Annotated in this window: 13 protein-coding genes and 1 tRNA gene; 8 read left to right on the forward strand and 6 right to left on the reverse strand. The window is 49.2% G+C overall.

Annotated features, from left to right (window positions below):
* Window positions 1-8 precede the first annotated feature (8 nt).
* Entirely contained in the window at window positions 9-4,649 is a 4,641-nt protein-coding gene (locus tag GWG06_RS21200) for a DUF3320 domain-containing protein (RefSeq protein ID WP_160715775.1), read from the forward strand.
* A gap of 167 nt (window positions 4,650-4,816) precedes the next feature.
* The gene (locus tag GWG06_RS21205; RefSeq protein WP_127034625.1) at window positions 4,817-7,216 is read left to right on the forward strand and encodes an ABC transporter permease; all 2,400 of its coding nucleotides are present in this window, start codon (window positions 4,817-4,819) and stop codon (window positions 7,214-7,216) included.
* On the opposite strand, the gene ygiD is transcribed toward GWG06_RS21205, so the two are convergent.
* The 4 genes from ygiD to msrA all read right to left on the reverse strand — a co-directional run bounded on the left by ygiD (window position 7,213) and on the right by msrA (window position 9,892).
* Window positions 7,213-8,043, reverse strand: coding sequence for a 4,5-DOPA-extradiol-dioxygenase (gene ygiD / locus GWG06_RS21210; RefSeq protein WP_160715777.1), 831 nt, complete (start codon window positions 8,041-8,043; stop codon window positions 7,213-7,215). The two genes, GWG06_RS21205 and ygiD, sit on opposite strands and share 4 nt — an antisense overlap.
* Before the next feature lie 11 nt (window positions 8,044-8,054).
* A complete protein-coding gene (locus tag GWG06_RS21215; RefSeq protein ID WP_127034629.1) occupies window positions 8,055-8,468 on the reverse strand; it encodes an Rrf2 family transcriptional regulator in 414 nt (137 codons plus the stop codon).
* A gap of 66 nt (window positions 8,469-8,534) precedes the next feature.
* Window positions 8,535-8,966 (reverse strand): hypothetical protein, encoded by a 432-nt coding sequence (locus GWG06_RS21220; RefSeq protein WP_127034631.1) that lies wholly within the window; start codon window positions 8,964-8,966, stop codon window positions 8,535-8,537.
* A 281-nt stretch (window positions 8,967-9,247) separates the two neighbouring features.
* Window positions 9,248-9,892 (reverse strand): peptide-methionine (S)-S-oxide reductase MsrA, encoded by a 645-nt coding sequence (msrA, locus tag GWG06_RS21225; RefSeq protein WP_235938471.1) that lies wholly within the window; start codon window positions 9,890-9,892, stop codon window positions 9,248-9,250.
* Between the two features lie 426 nt (window positions 9,893-10,318).
* Between msrA and GWG06_RS21230 the strand changes: the two genes are divergently transcribed.
* From GWG06_RS21230 to GWG06_RS21255, 6 genes are all read left to right on the forward strand, one after another.
* Window positions 10,319-12,430, forward strand: a complete 2,112-nt coding sequence (locus tag GWG06_RS21230; RefSeq protein WP_160715779.1) for an endonuclease MutS2 — start codon at window positions 10,319-10,321, stop codon at window positions 12,428-12,430.
* A 22-nt stretch (window positions 12,431-12,452) separates the two neighbouring features.
* Window positions 12,453-13,340 carry a helix-turn-helix domain-containing protein gene (locus GWG06_RS21235; protein WP_127034636.1) on the forward strand — a complete coding sequence of 296 codons (888 nt, stop codon included), beginning with the start codon at window positions 12,453-12,455 and terminating at the stop codon, window positions 13,338-13,340.
* Window positions 13,341-13,677: 337 nt separating this feature from the next.
* Entirely contained in the window at window positions 13,678-14,853 is a 1,176-nt protein-coding gene (locus GWG06_RS21240) for an efflux RND transporter periplasmic adaptor subunit (protein WP_127034638.1), read from the forward strand.
* A 134-nt stretch (window positions 14,854-14,987) separates the two neighbouring features.
* Entirely contained in the window at window positions 14,988-18,164 is a 3,177-nt protein-coding gene (locus GWG06_RS21245; RefSeq protein ID WP_127034640.1) for an efflux RND transporter permease subunit, read from the forward strand.
* Window positions 18,165-18,242: 78 nt separating this feature from the next.
* Window positions 18,243-19,619: an efflux transporter outer membrane subunit gene (locus GWG06_RS21250; RefSeq protein ID WP_235938473.1), complete on the forward strand. Its 1,377-nt coding sequence runs from the start codon at window positions 18,243-18,245 to the stop codon at window positions 19,617-19,619.
* Between the two features lie 296 nt (window positions 19,620-19,915).
* A tRNA-Ser gene (locus GWG06_RS21255) sits at window positions 19,916-20,000 on the forward strand.
* A gap of 125 nt (window positions 20,001-20,125) precedes the next feature.
* Here GWG06_RS21255 and GWG06_RS21260 read toward each other — a convergent pair.
* A complete protein-coding gene (locus tag GWG06_RS21260) occupies window positions 20,126-21,034 on the reverse strand; it encodes a helix-turn-helix domain-containing protein (protein ID WP_160715781.1) in 909 nt (302 codons plus the stop codon).
* Complete coding sequence (locus GWG06_RS21265) at window positions 21,031-21,966, reverse strand: NAD-dependent epimerase/dehydratase family protein (RefSeq protein WP_160715783.1); 936 nt, start codon at window positions 21,964-21,966, stop codon at window positions 21,031-21,033. Before GWG06_RS21265 ends, GWG06_RS21260 begins: the two co-directional genes overlap by 4 nt.
* Window positions 21,967-21,989 lie beyond the last annotated feature (23 nt).

The following is a 21,989-nucleotide window of genomic DNA, read 5'->3' on the forward strand; positions in this document are numbered from 1 at the left end:
GCGCTATTATGATTGCATCCATATTAACCAAGCTTGAATCATCGCGGAAAGAACTGCTTGATTTGGGTCTCAGGAATCCCTTGTTGAACTATAAATTACCCGCCAGTAAAGGGTTACATATTGTGGAGGAGTTATCTGCTTCCATTTATGATATACTGGTCAGGGAGAATAAAACCATGACTTTTCTCGGAAGACCTGACAGGAAGGGAGAAGAGAGTGAGGTGGTATATGATGAAACGCCGCCGGCTGCGCTGAAGGAAGGGTATAGTGATACCCGGCTGCAAACCAATGAAACCCAGACAAATCTTCATACCAGGTTACTGAATACCTATTATGCAGCCAGAATGAGTATAGAGGAACAGGGGGTGAATATCCTTTACCTTTCACTCGGCATGCTGCACTGGTACGAAACGCCCGGCAGCGGGGAGCCGCGGCAGGCGCCGCTGATAATGGTACCGGTATCCCTGGACCGTTCCAGCGCGCGGGAACGTTTCCGCCTGAAATATACGCTGGAAGAAGTAGGCGCCAATATTTCGCTGCAGGCCAAGATGAAAACAGATTTCAATGTCATCATTCCGGATCTTCCGGAAGCAGATGATTTTGATGTGACTGCCTGGTTTGCCTCCGTAACAGCCGCTGTGGCCGGCCTTCCCAACTGGAAGGTAGAACCGGATGCCATTGAGCTGGGTTTTTTCTCTTTCGGAAAATTCATGATTTATAACGACCTGGATGCAGCGCGCTGGCCACAGGAAGAAAACCAGCTGACGCATCCCGTTATCCAGAGCCTTTTTGGCGGCGGCTTTGCTGATCCGCTGCCACAGCTGCCGGAAGATGCTTTCATTGACCGCGATACACACGCGCACGAACTATTCCAGGTAGTAGATGCAGACAGCTCCCAGATTATGGCGATGCTCGCTGTTCAGGAAGGACGTAACCTGGTCATACAAGGCCCTCCGGGAACAGGTAAATCGCAGACAATCACCAACATCATTGCGGATGCCATCGGCAGAGGAAAGAAGGTGCTGTTTGTTGCAGAAAAGATGGCAGCGCTGGAAGTCGTAAAACGCCGGCTGGACAATATCCAGCTGGGAGAAGCCTGCCTGGAGCTGCATAGCCATAAGGCCAATAAAAAAGAGCTGCACCAGGAAATCCGCCGGGTGCTGGAGCTGGGACGCCCCGCTATCAGGAAGCTACAGGAAGAAGTGCTGCAACTCGATAATTACAGAAACGAACTGAATGACTATTGCCTGCATATCAATGCCGTAATCGGTAACAGCGGACTTACCGCCCACCAGGTGATAGGCTATCTGTTACGCATAAACGAAGAAACTGCCGGTAAAGATCTGCCGCAGATCATGCTGCCGGACCTGCCATCGCAGGATGCGGCGTTTATGCACAAGGCCACCGGCCTGGCGCAACGGATACAGGCCTGCCTGCAGGAAACCGGTATGCCCTCTGCACTCACCTTTAAAGGCAGCAGCCTGACCGTATTACTGCCGCATCAGCAGGAAACGCTGCTGCGTCAGCTCAAAGATACCATCACCGCCGTTGGCGCCCTGGCGCAGGAAACAGCAGCCATAGCAACAGGAATTGGTATGCCGGCGCCGGCTAACGTGAACGCAGCTACGCAGCTGGCAGACCTCTGCGCGTTGCTCGCCACACAACCGGATATCGCCGGACTGAACATACACTCCAAAGCCTGGCTGCTGCAGGAACAGGATGTAGCAGAGTGGCTGGCCGCCGGAAAACTCAAGGGTGAAATTCAAACAGCCTATCAACAGCTGCTGATTCCGGAAGCATACGACCAGCAGGTGATGGAAATACGCGAAAACCTGCTGGCACACGGCGCCAAATGGTATAAGTTCCTTATCGGTGCCTACAAACGCAGTAACAGGCAACTGGCAGCATTATGCAAAAACGGACTGCCTGCCGGTAACGACGAGAAGCTGCGATATATAGACGCCATCATGGAACACCGCCGCCAGGACGCCGTTATGCAGGAACACGCTACGCTGGCTAAAGATCTCTTCGGCGCCCGCTGGCAGAAATCACAGACAGACTGGGACGCACTCGCCAAAGCGGTGGCATGGCTAACGGACATGCATAAACGTATTGCTGCCCGTACCTGCCCGGAAGCAGTGCTGAATTATCTGCAGCAGCAACAGGATCCTGCAGCGGCTGCCATCAGCAGGGATAAAATCAGGCAGTTGCTGGATGTCACTGCTGCACAGTATTCCAGGTTGCTGCAACAACTGGGAATGGATGCTTCCCGGCTGCCGGACACATTTTCAGTACAGCTGGAATGTCTGCAAAACTGGGTGGACCGCCTCCCGGAAATACATCATGTCATCAACTGGAACAATATAACGGAAACGGCTGCACTGGAAAAACTGGAATGCCTCACGGCTCCGGCCCTGGACTGGCCGGAAGCACCGCAGCTGCTGAAAACCGCCTTGCTGAAAACCTGGTACGAATACCTGGTGGAAACAGCGGTGAATACACAACCGGCACTGCGTAAATTCGACCGCGCCGGCCACGAGGAACTGGTACAACAGTTTCGCCGCCTGGATGTGCTGAACCTCCAGTATAACCGCGCCCGCGCCGCCCTGATCCATTGGGAACAGATGCCTAAAATGGATGCCGGCGGACAGGTAAATATTCTCCGTACGGAATTCAATAAGAAAGCGCGCCATATGCCGGTGCGCAAACTCATGCAGGAAGCAGGGCTGGCCATACAGGCTATCAAGCCCGTATTCATGATGAGCCCTTTGTCTATCGCTAATTTCCTGCCACCGGGCGCTGTGGAATTTGACCTGGTGATATTCGATGAGGCCAGCCAGGTGAGGCCAGTAGAAGCGCTGGGAGCCATTCTCCGCGGAAAACAACTGGTAGTGGTAGGCGATACCAAACAACTGCCTCCCACCAGCTTCTTTGACACGCTGACGAAAGAAACAGATGATGAAGAAAACGTGACAGCGGATATGCAAAGTATCCTCGGTCTATGTGATGCACAAGGCGCGCCGCAACGCATGCTGCGCTGGCATTACCGCAGCCGCCATGAATCGCTGATCACGCTATCCAATCACGAATTCTACGAAAATAAACTGGTCATATTCCCCAGTCCGGGTGATAAAGACAGCAAAGGACTGGTATTCCATCACCTGAAAGAAACCGCCTATGACCGCGGTAAAACCCGCACCAATCCAAAGGAAGCAGAGATCGTGGCGGATGCTGTCATGGAACATGCCCGCAAGCATCCGGGGCTGAGCCTTGGCGTGGTGGCGTTCAGTACCTCCCAGCGGCAGGCTATAACAGATGCACTGGAACTCAGGCGCAGGAAGCATGCTGAGCTGGAGACCTTCTTCAGCAATCATCATGATGAACCTTTCTTCGTTAAAAACCTGGAAAACGTACAGGGAGATGAAAGAGATGTTATCTTCATCTCTATCGGTTACGGACGTACGGAAGAAGGATATGTGGCCATGTCTTTCGGGCCGCTGAACAACGAAGGCGGGGAACGCCGCCTCAACGTACTGATTACACGCGCCAAAATGCGCTGTGAAGTATTTACCAATATCACTGCGGATGATATTGATCTCAGCCGGACAAAAAGTTATGGTATCCAGTCGCTGAAAAATTTCCTCTACTTCGCACAGCATGGAAAGCTGTATATGACAGCAGAGACGGGCCTTCCGGCCGACAGTCCCTTCGAGGAAAATGTAGCTGCGCGGCTGGAAGCGCTGGGTTACACCATCCGGAAACAGGTAGGTTCCAGGGGCTTTTACATCGATCTGGCCGTGGTAGATCCGGATAGCCCTGGCCGTTATATCATGGGGATCGAATGTGATGGCGCCGCCTATCATTCTGCCCGCTCAGCGCGCGACCGCGACCGCCTGCGTCAGCAGATGCTGGAAGCTATCGGCTGGAATATATACCGGGTATGGAGTACAGACTGGTTCCGTAATCCGGACCGCGAGCTGAACAGACTGGTCGCTGCCATAGAAAAGGCGAAAGCTGACAAACATTTAGAAGAAGACAGCGAGGAAGACGTGCCCGCCGCAGATCCTTTATTGCTGACACGGGAAGAAGTGATGACGGAAGAAGACGATGTAGCCCGCTATGAAATGGCCATATTGCCGGACGAAATAAAAGGACAGGAATTTCACCTGGCCCCCATCGGGAAGTTATGCAGCTGGATCGAACAGGTGGTAACCATTGAAAGCCCCGTGCATTTCGATGAGGTAGCCAGACGAATGGTGGAAGCAGCAGGTATCACCCGCGTAGGTCCGCGTATCCGGGAAATACTGCGTCACGCAGTCCGTCATGCAGATGCCGGAAAGAAAATACGTATCAAAGGACAATTCCTCTGGCATACAGCATTACCGGAGCCCGTAGTGCGCAATCGCAGCCAGCTGCCGGCAGGCGCCAGGAAAATCAGTTATATCGCCGCGGAAGAAATAGGCGTGGCGCTGGAGAAAGTAGTGAAAGACGCTATCGCCATACAACGGGAAGAAGCGGTTCCCTTCATCGCCCGGATGTTCGGCTACAGCCGCGTTACAGAAGAAATAAAAGAAGAAATCCTGAAAGCAATTGATACCAGTATCGCCAATAACGTAGTACAGCTGGAAGGTGAGCTGCTGAAAGCGTAAGTGAACAGCTCCTGTATCATTTCCGGACATATGTAGTAAAAATTATACGTATATAATCTTATGAAGTAAAGCATGTCTTTCATGGCATGCTTTTACATTTTATCATGCAGGAATAAAAGAGCAGAGAAACGGAGGCAGTAATTATTTCAACCACAATCCCTTTTACGATGTTCAGAAATTACCTGCTTATAGCATGGCGTAACCTTGTCAGATACAAGTACTACTCGTTAATAAATATTGCGGGTTTATCTATTGGGCTGGCTACCTGCTGGCTGCTGTTACTATACGTGTTCCAGGAAACCAGCTACGATAGTTTCTACCCCAATAAGGACCGTATTTACCGCGCAGTAAACAGCGCTACCTGGACAGGTGGCAGTCTCAATCTGGCTACTACCTCGCCGCCGTTTGCTGCCGTGCTGAAAAAGGACTATCCGGAGATAGCAGCCATCACGAGGATATTGCCGGATGGCGGTTCTATGCTGAAGTACGGGGAGAAGAAACTGCAGGCGGACAATCTCTTTTTTGTTGACACCACGTTCTTCCGTGTTTTTGCGTTCCACCTCATTGCCGGGGATACCGCTACAGCACTGGCAGCGCCCAATTCACTGGTACTCACCCGCAAACTGGCTGCCAGCCTATTTGGCGATCCTTTGCAGGCGGTAGGCAAAACCCTGCTGACAGAAGACAGTGCCACCATTTTTCATGTAACAGGTGTGATGGAAGATGTGCCGGACAATGCCCACTTTCATTTTACCGGCCTGCGGCTCATACCTGAAAATTATGATGCCGACGGCTGGCAGAGCTTCAGCATGTATACCTATATGTTGCTGCATAAAGGCGTAACGCCGCAGATGCTGGAAAGCAAGCTCCCGAAATTTGCAACGCGCTATATACGTCCGCAGATGGGAGACGTACAATATAAGATGACCCTGCAGCCGCTTACTTCCATTCACCTGCATTCCCGTCTGGGTTACGAGATGGAAGCCAATGGCAGTATCCTCTACGTATATGTGTTCCTGTTAGTAGGGCTGATGATCCTGATTATTGCCTGTATCAACTATATGAATCTGGCTACAGCCCGCGCCATCGGGAGAGTGAAGGAAGTAGGCGTACGAAAGACTATGGGCTCCGGCCGGGATGAGATTGCGGGAATGTTCCTGTCAGAATCACTGCTGCTGACATGCATCGCTTCGCTGGTAGCCTTTGTACTGGTGTATCTGAGTCTGCCTTATTTCAGTGTTTTTGCAGACAAGCCGCTGCATATGTGGCAGTTTGGCGTATGGAGAACCATTGCCGGTATATTGCTGCTGTCATTATTCACCGCCTTGCTGGCGGGTATTTACCCGGCTGTGTTTATGTCAGGTTTCCGGATTATCTCTGCGTTGAAAGGCCGGCTGAGCGGCAGCAGCCACACAGGCTTCCGCAAGGGGCTGGTAACCTTTCAGTTTGTGATTGCCATTGTGCTGACTGCCAGCACGCTGGTAGCCTACGATCAGCTGGAGTATGTGATGCATACCAATCTGGGATTTGATAAGGACCAGGTGCTGAGTTTCCATCTCGGAGATCTGAAGGCGCGTGAAAAGGTGAAATCCCTGAAAGAGCAGCTGACAGCCAATCCGCTGGTATTGTCAGCCGCCAGCGCCAATAACCCGATCGGTCATAACAGTCTGGGTACCAGCGGGCTTTACTTCGAGCAGGCAGACGGGCAGATAGCAGAAAGTTCTTTCCTGTCGCAGTTTTTCATGGCTGATGCAGACTTTGTAAAAACGATGGGTATTCAGCTGCAGGCCGGGCGTAATTTCTCGGATACCGGTAATGCAGACCGTTATCATGCTGTGCTGGTAAATGAAACACTGGTGAAGGAAATGCAGCTGAAAGAACCGCTGGGTAAGCGGGTACAGTTTAAAATAGATAACAGCGGAAGACGGGCAGAGCGTGTAGTCGTAGGTGTGATGAAGGATTTTCATGTGTATTCCCTGCAGCATAAGATAGCTCCGCTGATTATACAAATGCCGCCTGCTTCAGAAGTGGAGGACAATATCTATGTAAAAATCAGCAGGCAGAACATACCGGCAGCGCTGGCGCATATAGAAAAGGTGTATCATCAGTTTGATGCGGAGCATCCGTTCAGTTACAGTTTTCTGGATGATAATTTCGCGAAGCAGTATGCCGGCGAGCGGCAGCAGGAAAAAATATTTCTGATGTTTACCGTTCTGGCGTTGTTTATTGCCTGCCTCGGATTATTCGGACTGGCGGCTTTTACAGCGGTGCAGCGCACCCGCGAAATAGGTGTGCGTAAAACACTGGGTGCGTCTACCGGCAGTATCGTGCGTATGCTTTCCCGCGATTTCCTGCGGCTGGTATTGCTCGCAGCGCTGGTGGCATTTCCTTTGTCCTGGTGGATTATGGATCGCTGGCTGCATAATTTCGCCTACCGTACGGGCATCAGCATATGGGTATTTGTGATGACGGGTGCAGGCGTTACCGTGATAGCGCTGGCAACGGTGAGTTTCCATGCGCTGAAAGCGGCAACGGCCAATCCGGTAAAGAGCCTGAAAGCCGATTAAGGCATGGCGGTCTGGAAACAGCGCATGCTGATGCTGGCATTCTGAATTTCCTCGTAAGTGAATTGGATATCTTCATTGCTGTTTATCATGCCGAGTATATATAACATGGGAAGATAGTGATCGTTGGTGGGAATGGAGAGCATGGCTGCCTGTCCCAGCTGCTGATAGTTAACGAGATCCGTGAACGCGTGCTTTTCCAGCCTGTCTTTCACTGTAGCGTCGAAGGAGAGTGCCCAGTCGTATGGTTGGGCGTTCTCTGAAAATGAGATCTGGCGCAGGTTATGCACGATGTTACCGCTACCTATGACAAGTACGCCTTTTTTACGGAGCGCTTTCAGTTCCGCTGCCAGTTTGTAGTGGTATCCGGGAGACTGGTAATAGTCGATGCTGAGCTGGTAAACAGGGATATCTGCCTGGGGATACATATGCCGCAGGACTGTCCACGCGCCATGATCCAGGCCCCAATGGTCATCTTCCACAACTTTCACGCTCGTAATCAGTTCTTTGGTAGCTCTGGCCATGTCGGGAGCGCCGGGAGCGGGGTACTGCACGCGGTAAAGGGCTTCCGGGAATCCGCCAAAATCATGAATGGTAGGAGGTTGCGGGGATACCAGTACATGTGTACCTTTAGTAAGCCAGTGGGCAGATATAACCAGGATAGCCTTCGGTGGTTGTGGCAGCGCCTGACCCATTTTCCCGAGGGCATGTGTAAAGGCGTTGTCGCTGATGCCATTCATCGGGCTGCCGTGGCCGATGAACATCACGGGCATTTCTTTTTCAGTCTGCCGGAAGTCGCTGGTAATATGATGCAGGTCTTGTAATTCCATGGTGATAATATTTAGTCTTCAAACTGCGCGGAGAAGTCTTCCAGCGTCATTTTGTCGAGTTTGCGCAGCAGGGCGCCTTCTATTTCCTGGTACAGGTTATCCAGGTGAACATTGATCTGGCGGCCTACAGAGCAGGCAGGGTTCGGATGATTGCGGCTGTTACCCAGGAGGGAAGCCTGTTGCACGGCATGGTATATATCAGACAACTGAATGTCCGAAGCTGGTTTTGCCAGGGTACTGCCCCCGTTTTTACCTTCTTTGCTCTCTACCAGGCCGTTGTTGCGCAGGTTGCTGATCTCTTTCCTCACCAGTACCGGGTTGATATTGATACTGCCGGCAATATGCTCAGACGACAGCAATACCCCTTTGTTCCTGGCCATCAGGGTCAGGATGTGTAATGATATCGGAAATCTGGCATTATTCATTCTGTAATTCTGTTTATTACAGTACAAAAGTACAATAAATAAGGGGAACGTGGAAATTCCGGTTGTTTACCTGCGGGTGAAGAAATAAACGATACTGGCGATAATGAGTAGTATAACAATCAGCGCCACCACGCATCCGTTCCGGTTGGGCTTTTTTACGGCGTTGGTCAGGCCGCGGGCGTATAACAGGGCTTCCACATCTTCCTTGGCTTTCAGTATATCCGTTTGTTTGCCGGGCAGCTTGCTGACTTCGGAATAATAATACCGGATGCCCTGCAATTTGCCGGAATTGAGGCATAGCTGAATGGTTTTTTCGGTAACAGCCGCCGGGATTCCGGAAACCGGAGGCCGTATTCCATCTGTATCACCTGCATCACTGCCGGCTACCCGCTGGCAGGTATTGCAAATAACCATTATATTAAATGGGTCTTTTTCAGGAATAGTACGTATCAGATTTTCACTGCCACACCAGGGGCAGGTTTGTGGAATAGAAACCATTAAATGTATTTAAGGACCCATTAAAATAAGGAAATAATTACGAATTACGAATTACGAATTGCGAATGGGGAGCGGAGATGGGAGCGGAGAAAGGTTTAATTATTGATTTTGAGGATGGTTCATCCGGATTTTATTTCCGTCCGTCCCCATCATTTATCATTAAAAGACATTCCCTTTTTATTCCCGCCTGGTTCTCTGCTCTACATTCGTAATTCGCAATTAAATTCCGCCTGGTTCTCCGCTCTACATTCGTAATTCGCCATTCGTAATTCGCAATTGCCCTACTGGGCTTTAATCTTGTCCTTGAAAACTTTTTTGAACTTTTCCAGTTTGGGTTTGATGACAAAGGTGCAGTAGGGCTGCCGGCCATTGAGTTTATAGTAGTCCTGGTGGTAGTTTTCGGCTTTGTAGAAGGTGGTCAGGGGCGCTATTTCGGTTACGATGGGTTTGTCGAATGCGCCTTCGTCCCGGAGTTTTTTCTTATAGAATTCCGCTTTTTCCTTTTGTGCGGCATTATGGTAGAAGATGACGGAGCGGTACTGGGTACCCACATCGTTGCCCTGCCGGTTGAGCTGGGTGGGGTCATGGCTTTCCCAGAATGCCTGCAGCAGTTCATCGTAACTGATTTCAGCAGGGTTGTAGGTGACCTGTATCACTTCTGCGTGGCCGGTGTTGCCCGTGCATACTTCTTCGTAGGTAGGATTGGCTACGGTGCCGCCGGCATAGCCGGATTCTACCTTGATGACGCCTTTGAGGTACTGAAACTGGGCTTCTGTACACCAGAAGCAGCCACCTCCGAAAGTGGCCTTTTCGGTTTGGGTATTATTGCTTACATCCATATCGCCGGGTACTTTATCTTTTTGTCCCTGGGCACAGGCAAATATGGCCAGGGTGATTAAAAACAGGAATATTGAATACTTTCTCATAAATAAATTATTTCAGGATACAAGTTTTTTTGTATGTGTAGAAGTCAATACTGTAGCGGTATAGCGTTGATTTTTCCCACCTTTGTTACACCTGGATCAGGAATAATTTACGTAAAAAATGATGCAGGAGAACGACAAGTTAAGTAACTTTAACATTCTTTTGCAGTTCCAGGGTATGTGTGAGCCCCCTTAAAACTGCCAGAAAATCAGATACGTCAGCAGCAGCAGCATAGATTTGAAAGCCGGATTACCGGATACCGTTGATAGTATAATGACAACGCCGATGAAAAAGAACTAATATATTCCCAGCACTACTTCTCCGCCACTTCGTGGACGGGCGCATGGAAGCGCGCCCTGAAAAATCTGTTTACAGTCAACACGTTACTGTTGTTGTAAATTTGTGTCATCTATTTAAATAATAATCACTTGAAATATTTTCCTGAGTCTGCGTTGATGCAGTTGGAATTTGATAAGGTTCAGGCATTGCTGCAAGAGCATTGCAAAACAGAACTTGGCAAGCAAATGGCGGCAGACCTCCGCCTGCACACGCATATAGATTACGTCAGAACTGCCCTGCAACAGGCGCACGAGTATAAACAACTGGTGTTGCTGCAGGAGCATTTTCCGAACGACTTCATATTAAACCTGAAAACAGAACTGCGGCTGTTATCCATACAGGGCGCGGTACTTACCGGCGAACAGGCGATGGCCCTGCGCAAGCTGACAGAAAGCATGCACAGCATTGTCCGCTTTTTTGATCATGACCGCCGTATCACTTATAGCGGTCTGTATGAAGTCATTAAGGAAACACATTACGAAAAGAAAATCACTGCCATCATCGATGAGGTGCTGGATGAAACAGGACAGGTGCGTGACAACGCCTCCAAGGAGCTGCAGAGCATCCGCGTGTCCCTGTTCCGCAAGCGCACGGAATTACGCCGTGTGTTTGACCGCATCCTGCAGAAATTACAGAAGCTCAACTACCTGGCAGACCAGGAAGAGGCTTTCCTCAACGGAAGAAGGGTAGTGGCCATCTATGCGGAAAACAAACGCATGGTGAAAGGTATCATCCATGGTGAGTCCGATACGCGCAAAACTGCGTTCCTGGAGCCGGATGAAACCATTGAACTGAATAATGATATACAATCGCTTGAGCGGGAGGAAGGACGGGAAGTGTACCGTATTCTCCGGGCAATGACCGCCTCGCTCAGCAGTTATTCCGGATTGCTGAACAGCTATCACGAGATACTGGGTGTCTATGATTTTATCCGTGGAAAGGCCAAACTGGCGCTGGATATGGATGGTAACTACCCGACGCTCGTGCCGCATGCGCAGCTGCACCTGGTGCAGGCTTATCACCCGTTGCTGTTGCTATACAACCGCAAAAACAGTAAGCCTACCATTCCGGTGAACATCAGCCTGGATAAGGATGCGCATATTCTGGTCATCAGTGGTCCGAATGCCGGTGGTAAAACAGTGACGCTGAAAACCGTGGGGCTGATTCAGCTGATGCTGCAGTCTGGTCTGCTGGTACCGGTGCATCCGTCGTCCCAGCTGGGCATCTTCAAACAACTGATGATTCATATCGGTGATACGCAGTCACTCGAATTTGAGCTGAGTACCTACAGTTCTCATCTCAAGAATATGAAATACTTTATGGAGAACGCCAATGGCAGAACGTTGTTCTTCATAGACGAGCTGGGAAGCGGCTCCGATCCCAACCTGGGTGGTGCTTTCGCGGAAGTTATCATGGAAGAGCTGGCGAAGAAGCATGCCTTTGGCATTGTGACCACGCACTACCTCAACCTGAAAGTGATGGCCAACAAGGTAAGGGGTATTATCAACGGCGCTATGGGCTTTGACGAACAGACGCTTATGCCGATGTATAAGCTGATGATCGGCAAGCCGGGCAGTTCGTATACGTTCTCTATTGCAGAGCGGATAGGGTTGCAACCGTCGCTGATTGCCCGCGCAAAGAAGCTCGTGGACGAAGGGCACTTCCAGCTGGATAAACTCCTGAATAAAGCAGAACAGGATCTGCAGAAAGTAGAATCCAAGGAGAAGGAACTGCAAAAATTGCTGAAAGAAAATGAGCGCCTGAAGAAAGAGTATGAAGTTTTGGCAGATAAAGAGCGGAAACATCAGCAGATTACTTTTATGAAACTGCAGAACCAGATTAAGGAAAACGACCTGCAGTACCTGAAAGACATGGAACGAAAGCTGAAACAGATCGTTGCCGAATGGAAAAGAGCTGACGATAAGGAGAAAGTGATGAAACAGGCAGAGATTTTGTTGTTCCGCAGAAGAGAGAAACAACAGAACGAACAAATTAACCGGAAGATTCAGGATAAGTTTGAAGAAGTAGGCCGCCAGTGCCAGGTAGGCGATCAGGTGAAAATACTGAGTAACCGCCAGGTAGGCAGGCTGATAGAAATCCGCGATAAGCGCGCTATTGTACAACTGGGTAATATTCCGATTAATGTGAAACTGAGTGACCTGGTAGTTGTACAGGAAAAACCGAAGGAAACAGTGGACTGATCACCAGTAAAATGTATCAACGATGGAAGTATTAAAAACCGGGAAGATAGCTGATATACCGACATACAGACTGGAAGACTGTCTGGGCGCCGACCAGCTTTTTTTCATCGGAGAGATGAAAGGATGCGAGCTGGCTGTGCGGAAGCTGGGAATACCACACCGTCACAACGGCTATAGTATAGATATACTGACCAAGGGTACTATCCGGCAGTCGATTGATTTTAAGCAGTATGAAGTCACTGCACCTGCTATCATGCTGATGGAACCTGACCAGGTACATCAGCATGATATGGCTGGTGACGCAGAGATGATAAATATTTATTTCTCACCGGATTTCCTGGTGCCTGAGATTAAGGGAGTGGTGAGCTGCTGGCGTTGTATTTTCAATTCCGGCGTTATCAACCTGAATGACGAGCAGATGGAGGAGCTGATGACCTATGCGCAGCTGATAATGAAGGAGCATGAAGGGCACCGGCCGCGGAAGGAAGCTATTATCCGCAACCTGCTCAATGCCTTTGTAATAGCAACGGGGCGTATCAGTGAGCCATCTACGGAATGGCTGAATGCGGAAAATTCCCAGTATAATATGGCGCGTCAGTTCAAGGTACTGGTGGATCAGCATTTCCATGAGAAATCGCAGGTATCGGATTATGCAGAGATGTTATTTGTGACACCCGGTCACCTGAACGATACGGTAAAAAGTTTACTGGGACGTAATGCGAAATATGTCATAGACGAGAAAAGAATGATGGAAGCAAAGCGGCTGCTGTATTGGGGTGAGCACTCTGTAAAGCAGATTGCGGCGCGCCTGAATTTTGAGGATGATGCTTACTTCAACCGCTTTTTTAAGAAGCATACCGGACTTACACCAGCCAACTTTCAGAAGACTACCCGTGAAAAGTACAATTAAACCCGTAATAATTTAAACGTCCGTTAACATTAATATATTAATTTTGCATCGTTGTCAATGAATGATGTTGCCCGTACATCATTATAAATTTGAAAACCATGAGAATTTTTTAGGTGGATAACTCCGCCACACCTTCAATTTTTTTACAGTAGTAACTTTCTGTTACGCGCTTACGTATAACACGCTGTGACGTTATACGTTGCCCGAAGCCGTAGCAGTGCTGCCTGTATCTTCACTCCCGTGTGCTGTTACTAAAACTGCTGCTGAGAAGCAATGTGAGTTGTATTGTCTTCTGAGCAAGGGAGGCTCTTATTGTTGCATGATTAAAAAACTTTGTATGAAACCATCGAAATCAATTTTCGCAAAATTGCCGGCAGGCTTGATTTATAGCGTTATCATCCTCGCAGTAATGTCTGGCTGCAGCACATCGCAGGCGCATCAGGAAGCGCCGCAGGCACAGGCTTTACCTGTGATGAAAGTGAGTGCTGTACCCGCAACCACTTACCGTGAATACAGCGCCGCCCTGGAAGGCCGCACCAACGTAGAGATACGCGCACAGGTAGAAGGTATACTCGATAAGATTTATGTTGACGAAGGCGCCTATGTAAAAGCCGGTCAGCCTTTATTTAAAATCAACGACCGCGTATATACTTCTGCACAGAATAATGCCAGCGCTTCCCTGCAGGCTGCAAAAGCCAACCTGGAAAAGGCGCAGGTAGAAGTAGACAGGCTGACGCCGCTGGTAGCCAATAATGTAGTTAGCGATGTGCAGCTGAAAACCGCGCAGGCAGCTTACCAGGCCGCCAAGGCGCAGGTAGCACAGGCGCAGGCCCAGCTGGGCAGCACCGCCATCAACGTGGGGTACACGCTGATTACTGCTCCTGCAAACGGATACATTGGCCGCATCCCTTATAAGGTAGGTGCGCTGGTAGGAAGAGGAGAACCACAACCGCTGACATTATTATCTGATGTTACCGAAGTATATGCCTACTTCTCCATGAGTGAAGCAGACTTCCTGAAATTCAAGAATGAAACAGCCGGTAGCAGCATTGCCGAAAAAGTTAAACAACTGCCCAAAGTTGAACTGAAGCTGGCGGATAACAGCATTTATGCAGAGAAAGGAAGAATTGAAACCATGGAAGGCCAGTTTGATAAAACAATGGGCTCCGTGAGCTTCCGCGCTTCCTTCCCGAATACTGCAGGGCTGCTGCGCTCCGGCAATACCGGTAAGATCCGTATTCCTGAACAGCTGACAGATGCTGTAGTAGTGCCTGCAGAGGCTACCTACGAAATGCAGGATAAAGTGATGGTGTTTGTAGTGGCTGACAGCAACAAGGTTGCGGGTGTGCCTATCAGCATCAGCGGTAAGAGCGGCTCTTATTACCTCGTAGATAAAGGCGTTAAAGCCGGTCAGCGTATCGTGTACTCTGGTCTTGGCCGTCTGCAGGATGGTGCTGTAATAGCTCCGCAGATGGTATCCCTGGACAGTCTGCTGAAAGTAAGACCTCTTTAATGCTACGCTGCGCCTGTGCGGCGGATGAGGTCCGCGCAGGAAGAATCGTATAGGCGGCAGCGTTAATACTGCCGCTGCAGCGCTAACTTCTATTACGTCATCTGAAAAGATGGTGATTAAATTCTATTGCTTTTATGTTTAGAAAATTTATAGAACGGCCCGTACTGGCTACCGTTATATCCATCATCCTGGTTCTGTTGGGAATACTGGCGCTCGTAACGCTTCCCATGAGCCAATTTCCGGAGATCGCGCCACCGAGCGTATCGGTAACAGCGACCTATCCGGGCGCCAACGCCGAAGTGGTAGCACGTTCCGTAGCTACCCCGCTGGAAGAAGCCGTGAACGGGGTGGAGAACATGACCTACATGACCTCCAACTCCAATAACGACGGTTCCATGACGCTGAACATCTACTTCCGGCTCGGCACCGACCCGGACCTGGCAGCGGTGAACGTACAGAACCGCGTGGCAAAAGCTACCAGCCAGCTGCCGGCAGAGGTAATACAGGCAGGTATCAGCACCCAGAAAGTACAGAACAGTATGATTATGGTGGTAGGCCTGACCAGTGATAAAGACGAATATGATGAAACCTTCCTGCAGAACTATGCGAAAATCAATATCGTACCGGAACTGCAACGTGTTAAAGGCGTAGGACAGGCTTCCGTATTCGGTGTGAAAGACTATTCCATGCGTATCTGGCTGATGCCTGACAGGCTTACAGCCTTTAACATGTCTCCGCAGGAAGTACTCGGCGCCATCCGTGAACAGAACCTGGAAGCGGCTCCCGGCCGTTTCGGTGAAAGCAGCAAGGAAGCGTTTGAGTATGTAATCAAATACAAAGGCAAGCTGAACAAAGGGCAGCAGTATGAAGACATCATCCTGCGCGCCAATGCAGATGGTTCTGTATTGCGCCTGAAAGACGTAGCCCGCGTGGAATTCGGTTCCTTCAGCTATGGCAGCTACACCAAAATTGACGGTAAGTATGGTATTGGTATCGCTATCAACCAGACAGCCGGCTCCAATGCGAATGAGATACAGGTACAGATCAATGACCTGATGAAAAAGGCCGCGAAGGCATTCCCTACCGGTATCAAACAGTTCAATATCTACAGTACCAAAAAATTCCTGGATGAATCTATCTACCAGGTAAAACATACACTGGTTATCGCGTTCCTGCTGGTGTTCCTGGTGGTATACATCTTCCTGCAGGATTTCCGGTCTACGCTGATCCCTGCGATAGCCGTACCGGTTGCGATTGTGGGTACCTTCTTCTTTATGAAGCTCTTCGGATTCTCCATCAACCTGCTCACGCTGTTTGCGTTGGTGCTGGCCATCGGTATCGTGGTGGATGACGCCATCGTGGTGGTGGAAGCGGTACACCTGAAGATGGAGAAGGGGGCTAATCCGCGTAACGCTACCTTATCGTCCATGCAGGAAATTTCAGGTGCGATCATCTCCATTACCCTGGTAATGGCGGCAGTGTTTGTTCCGGTTGGTTTCATGGAAGGTCCGGCAGGTGTGTTCTATCGCCAGTTCGCCTTTACCATGGCCATCGCCATTCTGATTTCCGCGTTGAACGCGTTGACACTGAGTCCGGCTTTATGTGCGCTGATATTGAAAAATCACCACGTGCATGATGCTAACGGCAACGGACATACGGAGCCTAAAAAAGGATATGTGAAACGTTTCTTCTCCGCTTTCAATACAGGCTTCAATGCCATGACGGATAAGTATTCCCATACTATTCAGTTCCTCATCAAACGTAAATGGATCACCATCGGTATGCTGCTGATTATCACGCTGGCAACTGTATGGATGATGCGCAGAACGCCGGCCGGCTTTATTCCTACCGAGGACCAGGGCTTTGCAGTGTATGCGGTAACTATGCCTCCGGGATCGTCTCTGGACCGTACCCGCGGCGTGATGGAAAAAGTAGCCAAGATAGTTGAGTCCAAAGGCTTCACCGCCTCCAACTTCAGCCTGTCAGGTTACAACTTCCTCGCCAACTCCAGCAGTGCTTCTTCCGGTGTGGGTTTCATCAACCTGAAAGATCATGCTGAGCGTGGAAAAGTGAAAGATGTGAATGCGCTGATAGGAGAGATCCAGGCAGAACTGGGTGCTATTCCGGATGCAAGTATCTTCCTGTTCCAGATGCCTACCGTACCTGGTTTCAGTAACGTAGCAGGTTTCGAAATGGTGTTGCAGGACCGTACCAACGGTTCGCTGGATAATCTGGCAGGAACAGCGTATGGTTTCATCGGCGAGCTGATGAAGCGTAAGGAAATAGCCTTTGCGTTTACCACTTTCAACAATGGTCATCCGCAGTATGAAATTGAAATAGACGACCGTAAAGCCAAACAGCTGGGTATCGCTGTCAGCGATATCCTCACCACCATGCAGGTGTATTATGGTAGTATGTTTGCCTCTGACTTTAACAGGTTTGGTAAATACTACAGGGTGATTGTACAGGCAGAAGCCAATCAGCGTAAAGACCCTGCTTCCATGGAAGGTGTGTATGTGAAGAACCAGCACGGTGAAATGGTGCCTATCAGCACGGTGGTATCGCTGAAGAAAGTGTACGGTCCGGAAACCGTAACACGTAACAATCTGTTCAATGCCGTAACCATCAATGGTCAGGCTAAGCCGGGCTTCAGTAGCGGTGATGCCATCAAAGCGGTGGAAGAAACAGCAGCGCAGTATCTGCCGAGAGGATATGGTTACGAGTGGGTGGGTATGAGTAAGGAAGAGATCAGCGCCGGTAATCAGGCGATTATCATCTTCACGCTCTGTCTGATCTTCGTATACTTCCTGCTGGCAGCGCAATACGAAAGTTATATCCTGCCGCTGGCAGTAATTCTGTCTATCCCGCTGGGTATCTTCGGTGTGTTTGTGTTCATCAACCTGTTTGGTATAGAAAACAATATCTATGTGCAGGTAGGTCTGATCATGCTGATCGGTTTGCTGGCCAAGAACGCGATTCTGATTGTGGAGTATGCCGTACAGCGCAGACGCAGCGGTATGAGCCTGGTAGGTTCTGCTATCCGTGCTTCCCGTCAGCGTTTACGTCCTATCCTGATGACCTCCTTTGCCTTTATCGTAGGGTTGTTACCGTTAATGTGGGCAACAGGATCATCTGCGCTGGGTAATAAATCTATCAGTACCGGTGCTGCCGGTGGTATGCTGACCGGGGTAATACTGGGGGTGTTTGTGATACCGGTGTTGTTTGTGATCTTCCAGTACCTGCAGGAAAAAGTGAGCCGGAAGCCGGTGTTTGTAGAAGAACATGCAGAGGAAGGCGCACTGGTGCACTAAGGCAGCGAAATATTTCTATTATCAGAATCAGAAAAAAGACAAATGAAAACTAGATCTCACTCATTTATATTTTTGTTGTTGTCCTTAGTTGTAGGGTTAGCAGCTTGCCGGGTTGGCCGTAATTACGAGCGGCCTCCGGTGGTGCTTCCCGCGCAATTTGGCACTGCTGCGCCTTCAGACAGCAGTATTGCAAAAGTTGAATGGAATAAATTTTTTACGGACGCCACCTTACAGGAGCTGATCGGCAAAGCCCTCAGCGGCAACTATGACCTGCAGCTGGCGGTAAAACGCGTAGAGGCGTCACAGGCTTACCTGAAGCAGGCCAAAGCGGCATGGCTGCCGGCATTTAACGCGCAGGCTTCCGCCAATACCAACTTCCCTTCCAAGAAAAGTTTTACCGGGATGAACATGTCCCAGTTCAACTTCGGCGATCACATCGAAGATTTCAACCTGGGTGTGAATATGTCATGGGAGATTGATATATGGGGTAAGATCCGCCGCCAGAAAGAAGCGGCGCTGGCTACCTACCTGCAGACCTACGAAGCGCAGCATGCTGTGCAGACCAGCCTGGTATCGGCCATTGCCAACGGTTATTTCAACCTGTTGATGCTGGATAACCAGCTGACGGTTGCCAGACGTAACGTAGCGCTGAGCGATACCATTGTGAAGATGATCGGTTTGCAGAAGACAGCCGGCGAAGTAACTGAGCTGGCCGTGCAGCAGGCTGTTTCCCAGAAGCAGACAGCCGAGCTGCTGATTCCGCAGCTGGAGCAGGGTATTGCCATCCAGGAAAATGCGATCCGTATCCTCACCGGCGACCTGCCGGGCCCGATCAGCAGAAACCGTTCCCTGCATGATTTCCAGGTAAGTGATTCACTGCCCACCGGTATTCCGGTAGCAATGGTGAGCCGCCGCCCGGATGTCAGGGCCACAGAAATGGGACTGGTAGCAGCCAACGCCCAGGTAGGCGTAGCGCAGGCCAGTATGTACCCGACACTGAATATCACCGCCAGCGGTGGCGCTAACGCCTTCAAGGCGAGCAACTGGTTCTCGCTGCCGGCATCCTTGTTCGGAACAGCAGCCGGTAGCCTTGCCCAGCCTATCTTCCAGCGCCGTGCGCTGAAGACCAGCCTGGAAGTAGCGAAGATACAGCGCGAACAGGCTGTCATCCAATTCAGACAAGCCACGCTGAATGCGGTAGGCGAAGTCAGCGATGCCCTGGTAAAGCTGGATAAACTCAAATCCCAGCAGCAGATAGCCGGTGAACAGGTAAACACCACGCAGCTGGCCGTAAAGCAGGCGCAGATGCTGTTTCGCAGCGGTATGGCCACCTATCTCGAAGTGATTACCGCACAGTCACGTGCCCTCCAGGCCGAACTGGGACAGTCTGAAATCGACCGTCAGCGCCTGAGCGCTATGGTAGACCTGTACCGTTCACTGGGCGGAGGACTGTAGGAGAAGATATAAGAATCAACAGAAGAGCAGAGAATAACCGGAATAGTAAGTACAACAATAGAGGAAAGAGCCCGCCGGATGGGAGACTTTTTTATTTTTTTATGTAGTTATTTGAGATTTTGTTCCTGATTAATATCCTTTCAGGACCTAAAAATCGGAAGAGATAATGATCAGGAACAAAATCTCAAATAACTACATAAAAAAATAACTAAATCCCCCATCCGGCGGGTTTCTTTATGGCATGATGGGAAAAAATTTTTTTATTTGAGTTTCATGTTATACATTTGCGCTCCATTGGAGAGTTGGCAGAGCGGTCGATTGCGGCAGTCTTGAAAACTGTTGACTGTAACAGGTCCCGGGGTTCGAATCCCTGACTCTCCGCAGAAAGAAATAAAAAAGCCTTCGGATATTGTCCGGAGGCTTTTTTATTTATAGCATTATGGAATTGGGAACCCTGTTTGCTGGCTGTTTGAGAGCGCTGAACGCAGGAACCAAATATTACCGGATCAATTAAAAGACTGCCGGAATTCCAGCGGAGAAACAGCCGTACGGTTTTTGAACAAACGATTAAAAGATTGCGGATGTTCAAAACCTAAATAATAAGCAATTTCTGATACTGACATGCCTGTAGTAGAAAGCAGTTCTTTCGCTTTTTCGATGATCCGGTACTGAATATGTTGTTGGGTAGTTTGTCCGGTTTGTACGCGCAGCATATCACTCAGATAATTGGGGCTTAAATGCAATTCATTTGCCACCGATTGTACGCTCGGAATTCCTGCTTTACTCAGGAAGTCACTCCTGAAATATTCATCCAATAAAGTTTCCAGCCTGGTTAATAGGTCGCTGTTGGATTTCTTCCTGGTGAGAAACTGGCGGTTGTAAAAACGGTCGCAGTATTTTAACAGTAATTCGATATTAGATATCACGAGATCTTGTGTAAAAGCGTCCATATTGGTATTGATCTCCCGCTTTATATTGGAAAAAATATCGGTTACGGATTGTTCTTCCTGTTCGGAAAGAAATAATGCTTCATTCACATTGTAAGAAAAGTATCCGTATTTTTTTATAGTTGCCGCGAGTGGGTAGCTGTGTAGAAAATCCTGATGAAACACGAGTACACTGCCTTTTACACCTTCCAGTAAAGGGTCTTCAAAACTCATTACCTGTTGCGGAGCGGTAAAGTACATCATGCCGTCATTAAAATCATAGACCTGCTGCCCGTACTTAAATTTTCCGGTGCATTCTTCTTTGATGGCAATGCCATAAAAATCAGTGATAACAGGCGTTTTCAACAATCCGGGTTCAATCCTGATATCTGTAAAGTCAAAAATACTAATGACCGGGTTGGCCGTTTTTTTCAGTTCTAAGAACTGATGCAGCATGGTGATGGAAGATATTTTTACCGGTGTATTCATGCCTTTATATTGTGTTCGTTTTTAATGGCTGCAATTCCTTGCCTATAGGTGGTTACCTGAAATGCAGGGAAACGTTTTCTGAATTTTGAATCGTCAAAAATATTGTCGTGCTTATATCTGGGTAGTAATTCCTGCAGCTCTTTTACTTTTGTGTTGAATAATGCTGCTATTGTAAAGAAGGTTTCAGGCACAACGGTATACTTCAGTTCTCTGCTATAAATGTCCGCAGCTAAGGCAATGAATTCTTTGTAAGTAAGATGACTATCGTCTACCGGTAAATGCCAGGTCTGGCCAAAAGCTTCAGGAGTATTGCCGATTAAGGCCGTTGCCCGGCTTGCATCGGGTGTCCAGATCAGACTTCTCTTTTTGTCCGCTCTAACCGGTACTTTCAGCCTTTTATCAGCTTTGATGTTATTAAAAACAAAAGTGTTGGTAATACTCTGTGTTTTTCCCGGACCATAAAATTCCGGAGCGCGGCAGATTACGGCTTCCAGTTCCCCGGACTGCATTTCCTTCAGTACCATTTCTGCCATTTGTTTTCTCACCCGCCCTTTTCTGCCAACGGGTTCAAAAACCGTTTCTTCATTAAGTATGCGTTCATCCTGCGGATACATATAGGTGTTGTCAAAAAAGACCAGCCTGGTTCCGTTGATCTTACAGGCATCAATAACATTTTGCAGAATAAGCGGAAACTGCTGTTCCCATAAATCCGAACTGATGGGCAATCCCAGCGTGAAATAAGCTGTCTCGCTACCTTTTACGGCTTCGATAGCTTTTTCCCTGATGGATAAATCTGCTGAAAATACCTCATCTGTATCATTTATTTTTGTGGCCTTCCGGCTTACAATTCTGATACCGGAAGTGAAATTTCTTTTTAATTCCCTTGCAAGTTCTTCGCCAATCTGGCCATTGGCGCCTAAAATTGTCTGCATAATACCATAGTTTTATTTCATCC

It is taken from the genome of Chitinophaga solisilvae (genome assembly GCF_009928525.1).
GTDB lineage: Bacteria > Bacteroidota > Bacteroidia > Chitinophagales > Chitinophagaceae > Chitinophaga > Chitinophaga solisilvae.

Coding starts and splice junctions, on each gene's coding strand:
- GWG06_RS21205 (WP_127034625.1), top strand. CDS start 4,817: ATGTTCAGAAATTACCTGCTTATAGCATGGCGTAACCTTGTCAGATAC.
- msrA (WP_235938471.1), bottom strand. CDS start 9,892: ATGAGAAAGTATTCAATATTCCTGTTTTTAATCACCCTGGCCATATTT.
- GWG06_RS21245 (WP_127034640.1), top strand. CDS start 14,988: ATGTTTAGAAAATTTATAGAACGGCCCGTACTGGCTACCGTTATATCC.
- GWG06_RS21265 (WP_160715783.1), bottom strand. CDS start 21,966: ATGCAGACAATTTTAGGCGCCAATGGCCAGATTGGCGAAGAACTTGCA.
- GWG06_RS21260 (WP_160715781.1), bottom strand. CDS start 21,034: ATGAATACACCGGTAAAAATATCTTCCATCACCATGCTGCATCAGTTC.
- GWG06_RS21200 (WP_160715775.1), top strand. CDS start 9: ATGATTGCATCCATATTAACCAAGCTTGAATCATCGCGGAAAGAACTG.
- ygiD (WP_160715777.1), bottom strand. CDS start 8,043: ATGGAATTACAAGACCTGCATCATATTACCAGCGACTTCCGGCAGACT.
- GWG06_RS21240 (WP_127034638.1), top strand. CDS start 13,678: ATGAAACCATCGAAATCAATTTTCGCAAAATTGCCGGCAGGCTTGATT.
- GWG06_RS21215 (WP_127034629.1), bottom strand. CDS start 8,468: ATGAATAATGCCAGATTTCCGATATCATTACACATCCTGACCCTGATG.
- GWG06_RS21220 (WP_127034631.1), bottom strand. CDS start 8,966: ATGGTTTCTATTCCACAAACCTGCCCCTGGTGTGGCAGTGAAAATCTG.
- GWG06_RS21235 (WP_127034636.1), top strand. CDS start 12,453: ATGGAAGTATTAAAAACCGGGAAGATAGCTGATATACCGACATACAGA.